At 35.7% G+C, this 15,877-nt stretch carries 16 protein-coding genes; 10 read left to right on the forward strand and 6 right to left on the reverse strand.

Features of this window, described 5'->3' with window-relative positions; translation table 11 throughout:
• Position 1 precedes the first annotated feature (1 nt).
• The gene (locus tag AC07N0_RS01920) at positions 2 to 1,375 is read left to right on the forward strand and encodes a HAMP domain-containing sensor histidine kinase (RefSeq protein WP_492800571.1); all 1,374 of its coding nucleotides are present in this window, start codon (positions 2 to 4) and stop codon (positions 1,373 to 1,375) included.
• Here the strand turns inward: AC07N0_RS01920 and folK are convergent.
• Positions 1,366 to 1,863 carry a 2-amino-4-hydroxy-6-hydroxymethyldihydropteridine diphosphokinase gene (folK, locus tag AC07N0_RS01925; RefSeq protein ID WP_494587912.1) on the reverse strand — a complete coding sequence of 166 codons (498 nt, stop codon included), beginning with the start codon at positions 1,861 to 1,863 and terminating at the stop codon, positions 1,366 to 1,368. The two genes, AC07N0_RS01920 and folK, sit on opposite strands and share 10 nt — an antisense overlap.
• 130 nt (positions 1,864 to 1,993) lie before the next feature.
• On the opposite strand from folK, the gene AC07N0_RS01930 reads away from it, so the two are divergent.
• The 3 genes from AC07N0_RS01930 to AC07N0_RS01940 all read left to right on the forward strand — a co-directional run bounded on the left by AC07N0_RS01930 (position 1,994) and on the right by AC07N0_RS01940 (position 4,387).
• Positions 1,994 to 2,548 (forward strand): YqgE/AlgH family protein, encoded by a 555-nt coding sequence (locus AC07N0_RS01930; protein WP_309913475.1) that lies wholly within the window; start codon positions 1,994 to 1,996, stop codon positions 2,546 to 2,548.
• A gap of 1 nt (position 2,549) precedes the next feature.
• On the forward strand, positions 2,550 to 3,008 hold the full coding sequence (locus tag AC07N0_RS01935; RefSeq protein WP_494587913.1) for a hypothetical protein: 459 nt from the start codon (positions 2,550 to 2,552) through the stop codon (positions 3,006 to 3,008).
• A 143-nt stretch (positions 3,009 to 3,151) separates the two neighbouring features.
• A complete protein-coding gene (locus AC07N0_RS01940) occupies positions 3,152 to 4,387 on the forward strand; it encodes a 3-phosphoshikimate 1-carboxyvinyltransferase (protein ID WP_494587914.1) in 1,236 nt (411 codons plus the stop codon).
• A gap of 338 nt (positions 4,388 to 4,725) precedes the next feature.
• Here AC07N0_RS01940 and AC07N0_RS01945 read toward each other — a convergent pair whose 3' ends face one another.
• Complete coding sequence (locus AC07N0_RS01945; protein ID WP_494587915.1) at positions 4,726 to 5,292, reverse strand: DUF6580 family putative transport protein; 567 nt, start codon at positions 5,290 to 5,292, stop codon at positions 4,726 to 4,728.
• Between the two features lie 181 nt (positions 5,293 to 5,473).
• Here AC07N0_RS01945 and AC07N0_RS01950 point away from each other — a divergent pair, with 181 nt between their 5' ends.
• The 6 genes from AC07N0_RS01950 to AC07N0_RS01975 all read left to right on the forward strand — a co-directional run bounded on the left by AC07N0_RS01950 (position 5,474) and on the right by AC07N0_RS01975 (position 12,328).
• Complete coding sequence (locus AC07N0_RS01950; protein ID WP_494587916.1) at positions 5,474 to 6,607, forward strand: 5-(carboxyamino)imidazole ribonucleotide synthase; 1,134 nt, start codon at positions 5,474 to 5,476, stop codon at positions 6,605 to 6,607.
• A 398-nt stretch (positions 6,608 to 7,005) separates the two neighbouring features.
• Positions 7,006 to 9,348, forward strand: coding sequence for a PAS domain-containing sensor histidine kinase (locus AC07N0_RS01955; RefSeq protein WP_494587917.1), 2,343 nt, complete (start codon positions 7,006 to 7,008; stop codon positions 9,346 to 9,348).
• 2 nt (positions 9,349 to 9,350) lie between these two features.
• Positions 9,351 to 9,806 (forward strand): response regulator, encoded by a 456-nt coding sequence (locus AC07N0_RS01960; RefSeq protein WP_494587918.1) that lies wholly within the window; start codon positions 9,351 to 9,353, stop codon positions 9,804 to 9,806.
• A 165-nt stretch (positions 9,807 to 9,971) separates the two neighbouring features.
• Positions 9,972 to 10,961: a DUF2167 domain-containing protein gene (locus AC07N0_RS01965; protein ID WP_494587919.1), complete on the forward strand. Its 990-nt coding sequence runs from the start codon at positions 9,972 to 9,974 to the stop codon at positions 10,959 to 10,961.
• Positions 10,962 to 11,076: 115 nt separating this feature from the next.
• Entirely contained in the window at positions 11,077 to 11,562 is a 486-nt protein-coding gene (purE, locus tag AC07N0_RS01970; RefSeq protein ID WP_492800580.1) for a 5-(carboxyamino)imidazole ribonucleotide mutase, read from the forward strand.
• A gap of 79 nt (positions 11,563 to 11,641) precedes the next feature.
• Positions 11,642 to 12,328 carry a LysM peptidoglycan-binding domain-containing protein gene (locus AC07N0_RS01975; RefSeq protein WP_494587921.1) on the forward strand — a complete coding sequence of 229 codons (687 nt, stop codon included), beginning with the start codon at positions 11,642 to 11,644 and terminating at the stop codon, positions 12,326 to 12,328.
• Positions 12,329 to 12,595: 267 nt separating this feature from the next.
• Here the strand turns inward: AC07N0_RS01975 and gpmI are convergent, their stop codons facing one another.
• The 4 genes from gpmI to AC07N0_RS01995 form a co-directional block, all read right to left on the reverse strand.
• Positions 12,596 to 14,116 (reverse strand): 2,3-bisphosphoglycerate-independent phosphoglycerate mutase, encoded by a 1,521-nt coding sequence (gene gpmI / locus AC07N0_RS01980; RefSeq protein WP_492800582.1) that lies wholly within the window; start codon positions 14,114 to 14,116, stop codon positions 12,596 to 12,598.
• A gap of 159 nt (positions 14,117 to 14,275) precedes the next feature.
• A complete protein-coding gene (locus AC07N0_RS01985; protein ID WP_494587922.1) occupies positions 14,276 to 14,875 on the reverse strand; it encodes a DUF1684 domain-containing protein in 600 nt (199 codons plus the stop codon).
• A complete protein-coding gene (locus AC07N0_RS01990) occupies positions 14,876 to 15,379 on the reverse strand; it encodes a low molecular weight protein-tyrosine-phosphatase (protein ID WP_494587923.1) in 504 nt (167 codons plus the stop codon). It lies immediately after the preceding gene.
• 130 nt (positions 15,380 to 15,509) lie between these two features.
• Positions 15,510 to 15,818: an FtsB family cell division protein gene (locus AC07N0_RS01995; protein ID WP_309913427.1), complete on the reverse strand. Its 309-nt coding sequence runs from the start codon at positions 15,816 to 15,818 to the stop codon at positions 15,510 to 15,512.
• Between the last annotated feature and the right edge of the window lie 59 nt (positions 15,819 to 15,877).

Genomic DNA, 15,877 nt, shown 5'->3' on the forward strand with positions numbered 1-15,877 from the left:
TATGCAAATTAGAGCAAAGCTTACCCTACAATTTACACTTTTGGTGTCTGTAATTGTTTTGGTGATTTTTATTGTGATTTATGGTTTACGTCATAATTACGTAAAGGAAGAATTTTATAATCGTCTTACCCAAAAAGCTTCTACTTCTGCCAAATTGTTAGTGACGTTTAATGAAGTGAATTCAAAGTTGCTCAAGAAAATCAATCAGAATAACAGAGATGTGCTATATCGTGAAAACCTCATTATTTACGATTATGAAAACCTAAAAGTATATTCTACCAATGATACCAGTGGGTTCAAGATTTCTTCTGAGATGCTTAATCAGGTAAGAAAAGAACGCATTTCAAGATTTACACAAGGAGATTTTAAGATTGTAGGTATTCTTTACAGAGACCGCTTCAATAGGGTCGTTACCATTGCAGGTGCCGTAGATTCATCAGGAGAGCGCGATTTAAAGAACTTACAAAACACCATGTTTGGCTTATTTTTTATTGTAATTGCCGTTGTGGCAGTAACGGGTTGGTATTTCTCCGTTCGTGCCTTATCGCCTATTTCTGAGGTAATTAAACAAGTAAAGACTATTTATCCTCAAAACGTCAATCAACGCCTGACGATTCAAAACCCCAAAGATGAAATCGGGCAGTTAACAGCTACCTTTAATGAGCTCCTAGAAAGAATTGGAGAGGTATTTCGTTTACAAAACTTATTTGTTTCGAATGTATCTCATGAAATGAAAAATCCTTTGATGAAAATAGGGTCTCAAATAGATGTTACGTTACTGAAAAGCAGAAGTGAAGAGCAATATTTAACAACGCTACTGTCTGTCAGACAAGATATTCGGGAGTTGGGACAATTATCAAATACTTTATTAGAGCTAGCCAAAGTAAGTGATTTGAATCATAGTCTGATGTATGATGAAGTACGTCTCGACGAAATCATCTGGGAAGCAGGAGATTTACTATTACAAGCTGAAAAAGACTATCAAGTACAGGTAAACTTCACCAGTGAATTAGAAGAAGATACGCAACTCGTTATCCAAGGAAATGCACAATTACTCAAAACAGCTTTTGTAAATTTATTGGAAAATGGCTGTAAGTTCTCTGACAACCATTCCGTAAAAGTATGTATTCGCTTTTTGGAAAACCAAATTGAAGTACAGTTTGAAAACACAGGCGCTATGCCTCAGAAAGAAATCGCTTTAGTATTTGAACCTTTCTATAGAAGCCAAAATACTGCCAATATCAAAGGTTATGGCGTTGGGTTGTCATTAGTCAATCGGATTGTAAAACTTCACGGCGGTAGCATCAATGCTCATACTAACGGGAATACTACTTTTTTTACGCTCCTCCTCCCGTATTCTGTTGGTCATAAATAAGGTTTTACTTCTCCTATGTCAGCACAGAGATTACATAACGCTGTAATACTTTTATGAAAAATTGGGTGTATAAAATCGGGTGCAATTTCTTCGAGCGGTACTAACACAAAATTTCTATCGTGCATTAACGGATGGGGAATTACAAGGGTTGGCTCGTTAACAATTTGTTCTCCGAAAAAAATAATATCAATGTCAATTAACCTTGCACCCCATTTTTCTAGTCGTACTCTTCCTAACGTTTCTTCAATCTGTTGTGTTTGTATCAACAATTCATTAGGATTCAGACTTGTAGTTACCGCAATGGCAATATTCAAATAATTAGGCTGATTATCTACGCCCCACGGTGCGGTTTCATAAAACGTTGAACGTTTGAGCACATGCCCTACCCTATTTCCAATTAATTCAATAGCATTTTCAAGAATTTCTTCTCTGTTTCCCAAATTTGAGCCTAAAAGTAGGTAAGTAGTTTGGAGATTCAGGTTTTGCATTGTATTTTTAGTTAAACTTCTTAATTAAGCTCCATAGCACTTAATCTATATCATTACAATCCTTTCAGGATATTCCTGCAAAGATTTATAAATAATCCTTAATTCACCAATAATCCTTTAAATACCTACAATGAAGAACGTCACAAAAGGCTCCATACTTATCTCAGAACCCTTTCTCAAGGATCCTAACTTCAATCGAAGTGTTGTACTTATTTGTGAACACGAAACTAACCAAGGTTCTTTTGGATTGATTCTGAATCAAGCTTCTAACCTTAATCTTGATGATGTATTAGAAGAAAATATTTATCCAGATATACCCCTTTATGTAGGGGGACCAGTTCAGCATAATACTTTGCATTATGTACACCGCCGTCCTGATATCATCGAAGGAGGCATTACTTTGATGGATGGTGTTACATGGGGGGGAAACTTCCAACAAGTAAAGAGTTTGCTTAATAATGGTGTTTTATCTCCTAGCGATATCCGCTGTTTTATTGGCTATTCGGGTTGGGAAGAAGACCAACTAGACAATGAACTCAAGAAAGACTCATGGATTGTATCAACCACTACCGCAGAAGTAATTTTTGATACGCCAATAGAAAATTTTTGGAGAACCATTCTCAAAGAGATGGGGGGTTCTTTTAAAGTATTAGCTAATTATCCTAGCGACCCTAGTTTGAACTGATATGTCTGAAAACATAAATATTCCTCAGGTTACCATTATTAATACGCGTCCCTCTGACCACCTTTTATTACTATTAGGCGGTTTAGGAACTTTCCTTTATGTGATTTTTTTCTTGATTAGAACGGAATATCTTTCAAGCTTTCTGTGTTTATTTACTAGCATCCTTTTGATTTATAAGTATTTAGAAAACATTAAATCAAAAGCGAAAATTATTATTAGTCAAGATGGCATTCAAGTAGTTGGTCAACCTTTTGTTTCTTGGGCATTTGTGCATGGTTTACAGATTCGTCCAGAAGTAAAAGATAATAATTATTCAGAAACGTTAGTTTTTACTAATAATGGACGGATTCAAGAGATTCCCATCAATACATTAGCCATTACTGCTTGGCAATTAGAAGAATTATTGAATACCTATCAAGAACGTTTTAGAGAGAGTATTGTAGAGGATGAAGACTTCTAAAGCCTGTTTTGTATGGTGTAAAGCTTTTCTACAGAGCCTATTTTCAAGCTTTTCTTGTATCTTTGTATTCTTTAAATCCCAAAAACGAATCAGAGAAGTATATCGGGAATGATATTTTCCGAAAATAAATCAGAAATCATACATTGAAAAAGCTATTACTTCCTAAAGTACTGAAATCTTTCCAAACGGAAATACCTTTACCTTCTTCAAAATCAGAATCTAATCGTGCCTTGATTATCAATGCCTTGGCACAAGGAAAAGACAATTTATCAAATCTTGCGGAAGCCCGCGACACTCAAACGATGATGCGTTTGTTGGCTTCTGACGATGCTATTGCAGATGTGATTGATGCTGGTACTACTATGCGTTTTTTAACGGCATATTTCGCAGTAACAGGTCAACACAAAACGATGACAGGTACGCCAAGAATGTGCGAACGTCCGATTGGTATTTTAGTAGATGCCCTTCGTTCTTTGGGTGCTGATATTGAATATTTAAACAAAGAAGGTTATCCTCCTTTACAATTAAATGGATTTAGTTTCTCTGGAAACAATCATTTATCTATCAGAGGGGATGTTTCTTCACAATATATTTCTGCTATTTTAATGATTGCCCCATTGTTGCCAGAAGGATTAATTCTGACGATTACGGGAGAGTTAGGGTCTAAACCTTATATCGAAATGACAATTCAGCAAATGAAAAGTTTCGGGATTACGGTAAGTCCAGATTGGGAAAATTTGACTATTACAGTACCTGCTCAAAAATATGAAGTAATTCCTTATGCGATTGAATCTGACTGGTCAGGCGCAAGTTATTGGTTTTCAATCGTAGCACTTTCTGAATTTGAAGATGCTGAATTAGAGTTATTAGGATTAAAAGAAAATTCATTACAAGGCGATTCGGTCATTACAGCTATTATGAGTCACCTAGGAGTGAAATCTGAATATACAGGTCGTGGTTTTAAATTAACTAAAATTCCTGCTGAAAGTGCTTTAACTTGGGACTTTACCAATTGTCCAGACCTTGCTCAAACGGTTTGTGTAGTAGCAGCAGCTAAAAATATTCCGCTTACTTTAACAGGCGTAGAATCGCTAAAAGTAAAAGAAACTGATAGAATTTATGCCTTACAAACAGAATTGGCTAAAATTGGAGCAAGTTTAGTAGAAACTGAAAAAAATCATAAATACTTATTGACTTCGAGTAATCAAAGCATTCCAGCGGGCGTATCATTCCACACTTATGATGACCACCGTATGGCAATGGCTTTTGCTCCTTTAGCTTTAATTGCAGAGGTAGAGATTGAAGAACCAGACGTAGTAGTAAAATCATACCCTTCTTTCTGGAAACACTTAGCAGCTATTGTTGACATTGAGGTGTAAGTAAATAAATAAATATTAATTATAGAAAGAAGTGAGGTTATCCCTCACTTCTTTTGTTTTATATAATGTACGAGACTACATAATAAATGAGTTATTCCAAATTTATCAATCATAAAAAAGCGGTCTAAAAAATAATTTAGACCGCTTTTTTATGATTGATAAACAACGAATTCCTACTGTTTGAGCGAAGCGAGTTTAGGAATTCTTGATTTTTTTGTTACTTTTTGCCTTGATGCAAAAAGTAAGGACGAGTATAAATCCAAAAGTTTACGAAATCTTTTTAAACTCCCTATTTTATGAGAAAATTAGGGGTAGCGAATGTTTCAAAATAAAATACCTTATTGCAACTGCAACGATTTGCTAGTTGATTGTGCGTATTCAAAAGCACCAAACATAATGGCAGAAAAGATTAGGTTACTCATCAATGTATTTTTCAAGAATGGCAAAGCCATTGTATAGCATGATACCAATCCATCAAAAGTTTGAGGATAGATTTTTCCTTCTGTCCAAACAAAGAAGTTTGATACAATAAAAAACACTAGCGTGCCCAATAAGTTAGCACCAAGTAAGTTTGTTAAATTTACTTTTTTCAAAGTAACAATTCCTACTAACACCACTAAAGCAAAACTGATAAATACCGAGGCATCGAATCCGAATGAAAATGTAGGATACCACTGTTTGTAAAAAACGTTATTCAACACCAAGTTTGATAACCACAAAGCAAGAATAGGTACTACAAAAGCCCAATATTTTTTAGTAAAATATGCTCCACCAAATAGTGCAATAGTGCCTACTGGTGAAAAGTTTGATAAAGATGGTACGCTAACCGCTAAAAAACGAAAAGCAGTAGCTACTAAAATAATAGCAACCAAAATACCAAAACGAAGATTTATTGAATTTTTCATAAATTTTTCTCCAAAATTTCCCCTCTAATTTATTTAGAGTACACAAATTTACTAAGGTTTACAGATTTCAACGTAATTTTGTGAAAAATTAAAAAAAGGTAAGGATACTACGACAAAACAAACAAGCTTTTTTTTCAAGTTTTACGACTAATTGCTAGTATCTTTTCCCTACAGCCATCCAATGTTTTCTAAAAATTTCAAATTAGGTTTATTAGGAGGCGGTCAGTTAGGACGAATGTTACTTCAGGCCGCTATCGATTTAGATATTCATGTAAAAGCACTTGACCCTGACCCTGATGCTCCTTGTGCTAAAATTGCACCAGAGTTTGTTGTGGGGTCGTTTCTTGATTATGACACTGTTTACCAGTTTGGACAAGACTGTGAAGTAATTACGATTGAAATCGAGAATGTTAATTTAGAGGCTTTAAAAAAACTTCGTTCAGAGGGGAAAAAAGTATTCCCTCAACCTGAAGTATTAGAAATCATTCAAGATAAACGCATTCAGAAACAATTTTATTTAGATAATAATCTGCCTACTTCTGATTTTATCCTGACAGATTCTGTAGAAGAAATAAGCAAAAATCTTGATTTCTTACCTGCTTTCAATAAATTAGGCAAAGGAGGTTATGACGGAAGAGGCGTACAAAAACTAAGTTCTGAGATTGATTTACCTTTGGCCTTTACAGAACCAAGTTTACTAGAAAAAGCCATCGACTTTGATAAAGAGATAGCCGTAATCGTAGCTAGAAACGAACATGGCGAAATTAAGACTTTCCCAACCGTAGAATGTGTGTTTCATCCTGTGCATAATCTGGTTGAATACCTTTTCGCACCAGCCGCTGTGAATGAAAGTATTCATGAGGAAGCAAAACAAATTGCGATAGAGACTGCCGAAAAATTAGGGATTGTTGGCTTATTAGCAGTTGAAATGTTTTTGACAAAAGATGGTCAGATTCTTATTAACGAAGTAGCGCCACGTACACATAATAGCGGACATCATACTATCAGAGCCAACCATACTTCTCAGTTTGAACAACATCTTAGGGCTGTTTTAGGCCTGCCATTAGGCGATACTACTGCGCATTCAAAAGCAGCGATGGTGAACTTATTGGGTGAAGATAATTACACTGGCGAAGTAAAATATGTTGGCATGGATGAGGCTTTAGCAATAGCAGGTGTCTATCCATTTTTGTATGGCAAAAAAATCACAAAGCCATTTCGTAAAATGGGACATGTAACGGTAGTAGACGAAGACTTGACTTCTTTAAAAGAAAAAGTGAAAGCTGTAAAAGAAACACTCAAAGTGATTGCTTAATATTGGCAATAGTAGAGCAACATGATAGGTAGTATTTGTACAAGACGAATATATTTGCTGGAATACTTCACCTCTTGTATCGTCTAATCATGATTCGAAGGAAAATTCCTTCGAATTTTTTGTTTTTGTAATATTTAAACTTCTAAAATTTTCTGCTAATTTGCTGTAAAGTTGTGTATTGAATTGTTTGTGTGAGAGCTATAATTGAGTGCTCTTTAGAATATTGCACACTTTTTCTTATTACTTATCCAAATACCCTGCTAATTAATATCTTAAAACTTTATCTGAAAAATCTGGTTTATTCAGCAGAGTTGATTTGCAATGAATATACAAACCGCTTATTATCTATAGTTAACTCATCATAGTGATAATACTTTCCAAAGACATATTTTATAACAATGGAATTAACTGACAACAAAGACCTTTTTCAAACTATTTTTGATTCTGCTCCCAATGGGATTGCCCTGATGCAATGTCTGTATAATGAAAAAGGTAGGGTTGAAGATTTTACAATATTACTTTTTAATGCATATACGCTTAACTGGATTGGCGATATTGATTATAAAGATAAGCGGTTTGGCGATGTTTTTCCTATGGTAAAACAAACCGACATTCTTGAAAAGTTTATTGAGGTTGCAGAAACGGGTATTACTGCTAGGTTTGAACGTTATTATACAGGAGAAGGAATGAAGCACTGGTTTCATTTTACAGCCGTAAAACAAAGAGAACTACTAGTAGTAACAACAGAAGATATCACAGAGCGGAAACATTCAGAGATAACTCTCAATAATGCTTTAGAGATTACCGAAAAGCAAAAACGACTGTACGACTCCATTACGGATAACACACCTGACCTAGTGTATGTTTTTGACCTTGATTACAGATTTAGTTATGCTAATAAGGCACTTCTTACGATGTGGGGTAAAAGTGCAGAAGATGCCATAGGTCGTGGGCTTCGCGAAAATGGCTACGAAGAATGGCATGCACAGATGCATGAGCGAGAAATTGACGAGATAATTTCCACAAAAAAATCAATCCGTGGAACTGTTTCCTTTCCGCATGCTGAACTTGGAAGTCGAATTTATGACTATATTCTCGTGCCAGTCTTAAATCAAGATGGTCAGGTAGAAGCTATTGCAGGTACGACCCGTGACATCACTGAGATAAAGCGTATTGAGGAAAGACTTCAGCAAAGTGAAAATCGTATCCGTAGCATGATTGATCAGACACCTGCTCCCACATTAGTGCTTATGGGTGATGATTTGGTTATTGAGCAAATCAATAAATCTATGCTTGAAATGATTGGTTTTGGAGAAGAAGTGATTGGCACTCCCTTACTTTCCAATATGCCTGAACTAGCCGATCAATATATTTGGAAACAGGTTATAAAGGTTTATAGGGAAGGTACGCCTTTTGACCAATTCGAAGTACTGGTGCCTCATAAACGCACTGGAGTATTAAAAGATTATTATTATAATATTGCCTATCGCCCATTAAAGGAAGAAGACAAGATTATTGGGATGATTCAGGTAGCTATAGACGTAACTGAACAGGTAACAGCGCGAAAAAAACTGGAAGAAAGTGAAGAAGACCTTCGTAATATGGTCTTAAATTCTCCTGTCGGGATTTGCTTGATGGATGCCAATACTTTGGTCAGTGAGATTGTGAATGATAAATTTGTCGAAATAGCTGGTAAACCATACGAATCTATTATTAATAAAAAATATTGGGATACTTTCGCTGAAGTGGCTTCCACTTACGAAGCTCCTCTACAGGAAGTCGTTGATACTGGAAAACCTTTCTATGCAAATGAAGCCGAACTCATGCTTATAAGACATGGAAAAGAGGAGATAATTTACGTTACATTTATTTATGAGGCGATGAAAGATTCGACTGGTGCGGTAAAGAAAATTGTGGTATGGGTATTAGACAATACGCTACAGGTACAAGCCAGACGAAAAGTAGAGGAAAGTGAAATTCGTTATAAAATATTGTCTGGAACATTAGAACAGCAAGTTACCAAACGTACTCTCGAATTACAGCGCTCTAACGAAGACCTACAACAGTTTGCCCATGTTGCTTCACACGACCTTAAAGAACCGATAAGAAAAATAAAAACCTTCACAGGCAGGTTGGAAGACCACCTTCGCCAAAATTTAGATGATACAGGAATGCGATTTATGCAAAGAATCCATGTTGCTACTGATCGTATGTTCGCAATGATTGATGGCGTATTAGCCTACTCAACTATCAATGCGATAGAACAAAAGGCGGAATCTGTTAATCTGAATGAAGTGATTCGAAATATTGAGACCGATTTGGAAGTTGCCTTACAAAAGACAAGTGGAACAATTGAGTATCAAAACCTTCCTACAGTAGAAGGTGCTATGGTACTGCTTTACCAACTTTTTTATAACCTTATCAACAACTCAATCAAGTTTGCGAAAACTGGTATACCTCCACATATATCAATATCTTCAGCAATGGATAATCAAGACTTTTGTCGTATTACGGTGACAGATAATGGCATTGGTTTTAAACCTGAGTACGCAGTGCAAATATTTGAAACGTTTACCCGCCTAAATTCAAAAGATGATTATGAAGGTACAGGTTTAGGATTATCGCTTTGTAAGAAAATTGTAGAGCGTCATGGTGGCGATATTATTGCAATTGGCAGTTTAGACAAAGGAGCTACATTTGTTATAACACTTCCATTAAAACAAAAAGAAATAGGTATTTAGACATGGAACAAAAGATAATTTTTTTAGCTGATGATGATAGGGATGATGCGGAAATGTTTTGCGAGGCACTGGAAGACATAGACAATAATATTATATGTCATTGTGCAATTAATGGTGAAGAGTTTTTCAGGAAACTAGGAATGCTTAGTGAGAAACCTCAACTTATATTTTTGGATTTAAACATGCCAATTATGGATGGTTGGGAATGTCTTAAAAAATTGAAACACGACAAGAACTATAAAAATATACCCGTAATCATTATCTCTACATCATCGCATAAAGAAGACATGGTCAACGCCGTTAAACTCGGAGCAATATGCTATTTCGTAAAACCCAATAGTTATAACGAATTAATAGAGGTTTTACAGGCTATCACAAAAAACGTTGGTGAAGGTTTGACTGATGTAGTTAAAAATTTACAATACGGTGGCTCTACATATATCTATTCTGTAATATAGATAGAGCTCATAATTATGGTTAAATACAATTAAGCTATTCTATCTGTAAATTATGAAAGTTGTGATAGTATGCTACCCAGCCCTAAACTTACCATTTAATAAATTATTTTCCTTTTTTCATTTATTAATGATATTTTTAAGGCTCACATCTTAAATTTTATACACATGAAAAAAACTTTAGGTCTACTACTGTTATGTATCTCTTTTTTTTATTCAGTATCTGCACAGAAAGACAAAAAAACCAGTGATGAGGAATCAAAAGCCTTGGCAGTGCAAGAAGCCTACATTGATTCCGTTGAGCATGCCATGAATTATCAACATGGTACAATCTTGCTAAAAAATGGTATTGCAAAAATTACCATTCCTACTGGCTTTAAATTCCTGAATGCCGAACAAGCTAATTTTGTTGTAACTGACCTCTGGGGGAATCCTCCACAAGAATTATTGGGCATGATTTTGCCAGAAGGTGGAAAAGTGACTGATGGGTCAAGCTATTCTTTTATTATCCAGTGGGACGAAATGGGTTTTGTAAAAGATGATGACGCAGACGACATAAACTATGACGACCTGCTAGCTGACATGCAAGAAGATATAACTGCTGGCAATGAAGAACGAGTAAAAGAGGGTTATGGAAGTGTTAAGTTAGTGGGTTGGGCAGCAAAACCATTTTATGACAAAGAGCATAAGGTATTGCATTGGGCCAAAGAAATTAAATTTGATGATAGCGCCGAAAATACACTTAATTACAACATTAGGATTTTGGGTAGAAAAGGCGTGTTGATATTAAATGCTGTAGGTGGAATGTCTCAATTAGCCATGGTAAATAATGACATCAGCAAGGTTTTGAACATTGTAGAATTTACAGATGGCAATAAATACAAAGATTTCGACCCAGGTTTAGATGTTGTGGCAGCCGTAGGTATCGGAGGTTTAGTAGCAGGGAAAGTATTGGCTAAATTAGGTTTCTTAGGACTATTAGGTAAGTTTTTCCTTCCATTACTCAAGTTAGGAAAACTGGGTATTGTGGCAATTGGTGCAGGTTTAACAGCCGTCTGGCGTTTTATAACAGGTAAACGAAAAGAAGATGAGCCTGTAGCTAGTATTGACGAAGAATCGACAGAAAATACCTCTACTGAATCTTCTGAAAATGCTTAATCTTTAAGTCTTTATATTATTTTAAAAGCCTCTGCGTTATAGGAAGTAGAGGCTTTTTCGATTTTTCGACCTAAATTTGTATTCTTTATAACGCAATTTAATTTGTTATTGTACAATGGTAGGAATCATCATGGGTAGTATTTCAGACATTAAAGTAATGCAAGAAGCTGCCGACGTTTGTAAACAATTTGGAGTAGAGTATGAAATAGACATCGTTTCGGCTCATAGAACACCTTTAAAAATGGTTGAGTATGCACAGACTGCTCGTGAAAGAGGCGTTAAAGTAATCATTGCTGGAGCAGGCGGTGCGGCACATTTACCGGGCATGGTAGCTTCTGTAACAACGCTTCCTGTCATTGGTGTACCTGTAAAATCTTCCAATTCAATCGACGGTTGGGATTCTGTACTCTCTATTTTACAAATGCCCTCAGGTGTTCCTGTGGCTACTGTCGCTTTGAATGGTGCTAAAAATGCAGGAATTCTTGCTATACAAATGTTGGGTATTGAAAATCAGGAAATAGCTACTAAATTGCAAAATTATAAAAGCGAACTAAGCGAAAAAGTTGCAGAAATGGTTAATGAATTGAAGGGAAATAACTAGTTGTTTTAAATTAATTGATTATTTTAACAGTCGAAAACTCTTTAATTTTTTAAATAAACCTCACCAATCCTTACGAAATATGGAAGATTATCGTAATCCTCGCCCAGTTGAAGAAAACTCAAACATTCCAATGATAACCCTTTTGGTTTTAGTGGCATTGGTAATTGCTTTGTTGTATGTTGGTTGGCAGTCGATGAGTGATGAAACTACAAAAACTGAAGTTGTTTTAAGTACTGCTCCACAGTCGGATGCGATGAAAGGTCAAGACGATGCTGATCTTGTAACCGCTCCGTCAGAAATGCCTGAGGAGGATGTCGAAAATGAAGGCAAAAAGTCTTCAGAAAAAGCTGAAATAAAGAAGAAAGAAAAAGAAGATAAGAAAATAGCTGAGAAGGAAAAAGAAGAGCCTAAAAAGAAAGAGGAAACAGCTAAACCCGAAAAGAAGACAACTGAAGTTGCCGTAAAAGGAACATCGTTTACCCATACAGTACAATCGGGCGAAACTTTTTATGGCATTGCCAATCGTTATCATCTTAGCAAGTCTGCTTTGCAAACGCTTAATCCTGATATTTCACCTGAGGGTATTAAAGTGGGAATTACTAAGCTGAATGTAAAAGTAAAAGCAATTCATACAGTAGGCCCCGGAGACATTCTGAGGGTAGTAGCCGAAAAATATGGCGTTAGCAAACAATTGATTATGACTGCTAACAAAAAAACAAAAGATATTACGGAACGAGGAGAGAAGTTAATTATCCCATTACCATAAGAAACATTGTTCATCTCGAATTTTTGTTTAGAATTATAAGATTTATATGCTTGGAGTATATTATCGTCTTGTCCTTACTTTTCTTGTCTTGATACAAGAAAAGTAACCGCGCGGCGGACCGCAAAAGAAAATCAAGAATTCCTAATCGCAACGGCGACCCGTCTCGCTTCGCTCAAACAGTAGGAATTCGGGGAACATCAATCATAAAAAAGCGGTCAAAATTAGTTTTTTGACCGCTTTTTTATGATTAGCTGATATTTTCCAAGCTTATACTAAGCTTAGACCAGTCATGATTGCTGGTTTTTCGACACCCATTAAATCTAAAATAGTTGGAGCAATATCCCCTAATTTACCGTTTTTGATTGCTTTTTTATCTTTGTCAATCAAAATACAAGGTACAAGGTTTAAGCTATGCTGTGTGTTTGGCGAACCGTCATCATTAATCATGTAATCAGCATTTCCGTGGTCAGCTAACACAATGACAGAATAACCATGTTCAACACCTGCTGTTACTACTGCTTCTAACGATTGGTCTACTGCTTCGCAAGCATCAACTACTGCTTGGAAATCACCAGTATGACCCACCATATCAGGGTTAGCAAAGTTTAAACATACAAAATCAGCTTTTTCTGCTGTCAAAGCAGGAACTAAACTATCACGTACTTCATATACAGACATTTCTGGCTGTAAATCGTAAGTAGCCACTTTCGGAGAATTACACAAAATACGGCTTTCACCTTCAAACTCTTCATTACGTCCACCCGAGAAGAAGAAAGTAACGTGTGGGTATTTTTCAGTTTCAGCAATTCTGATTTGCTTTTTACCAGCTTCTGATAGTATTTCACCCAATGTAGCAGGTAAGTTACTATCATCAAAAATAACGTTGATACCCGTGAAAGACTTATTATAATTGGTTAAAGTATAATACTGAATATCCAATTTTTTCATGCCATTCTCAGGAAAATCTTGTTGCGTCAAAGCTTTTGTAATTTCCTGTGGGCGGTCTGTACGGTAGTTAAAACACAATACAACATCTCCCTCTTGAATAGTAGCAACAGGCACTCCGTTTTCAGTCACTAAAAGTGGGTCGATAAACTCGTCTGTTACACCAGCTTCATAAGATGCTGCAATTGACGCTAACACATCTTCTGTTGCTGTTCCAATCCCTTTTACCATCACGTCGTAAGCTTTCTGAATACGCTCCCAACGATTATCTCTATCCATGGCATAGTAACGACCCGTTACACTGGCAATTTTACCTACTGAGGTTGCTAGGAATGATGATAAATCTGCGATATATCCTTTACCAGATTTTGGGTCAGTATCACGTCCATCTGTAAAAGCATGGATATATACTTTTTCTAAACCATTATCTTTTAAAACATTGCACAATGCTTTTACGTGATTGATATGTGCGTGTACGCCACCATCAGACACTAAGCCCATCAAATGAAAAGGTTTGTTATTATCTTTTGCATATTTGATAGCCTTTACCAAAACTGGCTCATGACGAAGAGTATCTTGTTCAATCGCATCATTCAAACGTACCAAACTTTGTTTTACAGTACGACCAGCACCTAAGTTCATATGGCCAACCTCTGAGTTACCAAATTGTCCTTCTGGTAAACCAACTTCAGGACCGAAGGTAACTAAAGTACTGTTTGGATTATTCGCCAAAATAGAATCATAAAATGGCGTTTTTGCTGCAATGATTGCCGAACGGTCTTCATAACCCTTCTGAGCTATTCCCCAACCGTCAAGGATGATTAAAATTACTTTTTTGTCCACGTATGTATTGCTTGATTTGTTTTATTAACGTTAGAAATTAGCTGTAAGCTTTGAGCTTTTATTTTTTTGTAACTTCTGTAAGTAAGAGATTTCTGAGCATTAACATATTTATTAATATTTTTTATTCACAACTCATCACTCACAATTCATAACTCTTCCCTAATGTACTTTGCCAAAGGTCTTCTCTCCTGCTTCAATTCCTACTGTTAAATGGTTTTCTTTAGGCGGAATTGGGCAAGAATATCCATCACTAAAAGCGCAATAAGGGTTATATGCTTTATTAAAGTCTAAAATTACGCTATCATTTTGAATATCGGTAGTTTCAAGGGCTAAATAACGCCCACCTCCATAAGTATCTTTCCCATTAGTAGCATCTTTAAAGGGAATAAACAAGTAATTTTTATACTGAGGTACTCGCATTAGGCTTAGGCTTCTATATACGTTTAGCTCAATATTTTTACCTTTTAATTGAAAGCTCAATACACCATATTTGAAATATTCTTGCTTCTGACCAGAGGATGTTGACATATTAAAAGGCTTAACATCTTCTGATTTTTTAAAGGTGCAATTCACACGATAGTTGACATCAGGTTCATAAAACCTTAGATAAGATAAATCTGTTTCTTTCAAAGGGCTACTCTTAGTAGCCAAGAACTCCTTCTTATAATTTTCTCTATGATTAGCGATGCTATCTTGGTACGATTGAGCCAAGAGTTGGTTCGATATAAACAATAGGCATATTAATAAGAACCTCTCCATTTACAAATCATGTTTAATAATTAAGAAATCTAAAAATGTTTCAGCACAACGATTGACAATCTGATAGACTTCCTCAAAATTAGTTGAATTTCCATAATAGGGGTCTGGCACTTCTAATACTTTGTCTGGTGTCGTATTCGTATTATCAAACTTTCTATATAAAAAGCAATTCTCAGCAGGCTGTTTTATGCCGATAGATCTTGCACTAATTGTCTGGATATTTTCCATATTGTAATTATCCATCGCTACAATATAATCAAACACCGAAAAATCTTCGCCCGATAGTTTCCTGCAATGGTGCGTAAGCTTTAGGTCATGCGACTCTGCATTTTTCCTAGTTCTAGGGTCAGGCAAGTCACCAATATGATAGGCATGCGTTGCCGCCGAATCACACAGAATGACACGCTGTAAACCACGAGCCTTTACGGCTCTTCTAAAAGTTTCCTCCGCTATTGGCGAACGGCAGATATTACCAGTACAAACAAATAAAATTTTTAACATCATTTTTTAACGCTAACAATTCTGGGCTACATTCAAGCTAAGAATTGTGTAAAATAAAGCTGGAATGCAAATTTCACAAAAAAACCTGTAAAACAGGAGGGTTATTACAGGCTCAATTCATTTTTAATTATTTTTATTTTTCAATCGGCTGATTATCTTCATCAACTATTACAAAAATCTCTTCGTTGGGCTTTTTCATCAGGTATTTCTCGCGTGCAAATTTTTCTATCAAACTCGAATTGCCCATTACTTCTATTTTTTCTTTCTCTACCTCCTTCAATTTTTGAGCATAATAAGCAGTTTCATCTTCTAATCGCCCTAACTCTCGGTACATTTTAAACTGACTAAAAACATTATTATCATCAAAAAAAATCATCCACACTACCAATACAGATAGCGTAAGGGTATAAAATCGATATTTTACTAAGAGTAATCTTCTCATGGTAAATCAAGAATAATTTAATTTTCAAAAAAAGTTTACCATATTTCTTATCTTGACGA

It is taken from the genome of Arcicella sp. GW821-FHT09D11 (genome assembly GCF_059416265.1).